Origin of the sequence: Ferrovum myxofaciens, from assembly GCF_000735045.1 — a bacterium.
In the GTDB taxonomy this organism is placed as follows: Bacteria; Pseudomonadota; Gammaproteobacteria; order Burkholderiales; family Ferrovaceae; genus Ferrovum; species Ferrovum myxofaciens.
In genome coordinates this window covers 1-475 of sequence record NZ_JPOQ01000234.1, presented here as the reverse complement: position 1 = coordinate 475, position 475 = coordinate 1, and the positions used below count along the sequence as shown (strand labels likewise).

Below are 475 nucleotides of genomic sequence, written 5' to 3'. Positions count from 1 at the left end.
CATGCTGGTCCAGAACAGCAACCGAAGAAGAAAACAGAGGAACCTCGATATCCGGGTGATCCTGGGAAATCCGCCCTATTCAGCAGGTCAGGGCAGTGCCAACGACAATAACCAGAATGTGGAATATCCGCATCTGGACAGCTGTATCCGAAGCACCTATGCAGACCGTTCCACTGCGACCAACAAGAATGCGTTGTACGACAGTTACATCCGGGCGATTCGCTGGGCCAGTGACCGGATTGGCGATAGTGGGGTGATTGGGTTTGTGACCAATGCCGGGTATCTGGATTCAAATTCGGCAGATGGCTTGAGGAAGTGTCTGGCGGAGGAGTTTTCCAGCATCTATGTGTTTCATTTGAGGGGGAATGCTCGAACGGCAGGAGAATTACGACGCAAGGAAAAAGATAACGTTTTTGGGATGGGGAGCCGTGCGCCCATTGCCATCTCATTGCTGGTCAAAAATCCAAACGGGGAA

The 475-nt window shown here is 51.8% G+C and carries 1 protein-coding gene; it reads left to right on the top strand.

Annotation, left to right across the window (positions count from 1 at the left end; translation table 11 throughout):
- A partial coding sequence (locus tag IV91_RS16085) for an Eco57I restriction-modification methylase domain-containing protein (protein WP_035418237.1) occupies nt 1–475 on the top strand: 475 nt, incomplete at both ends.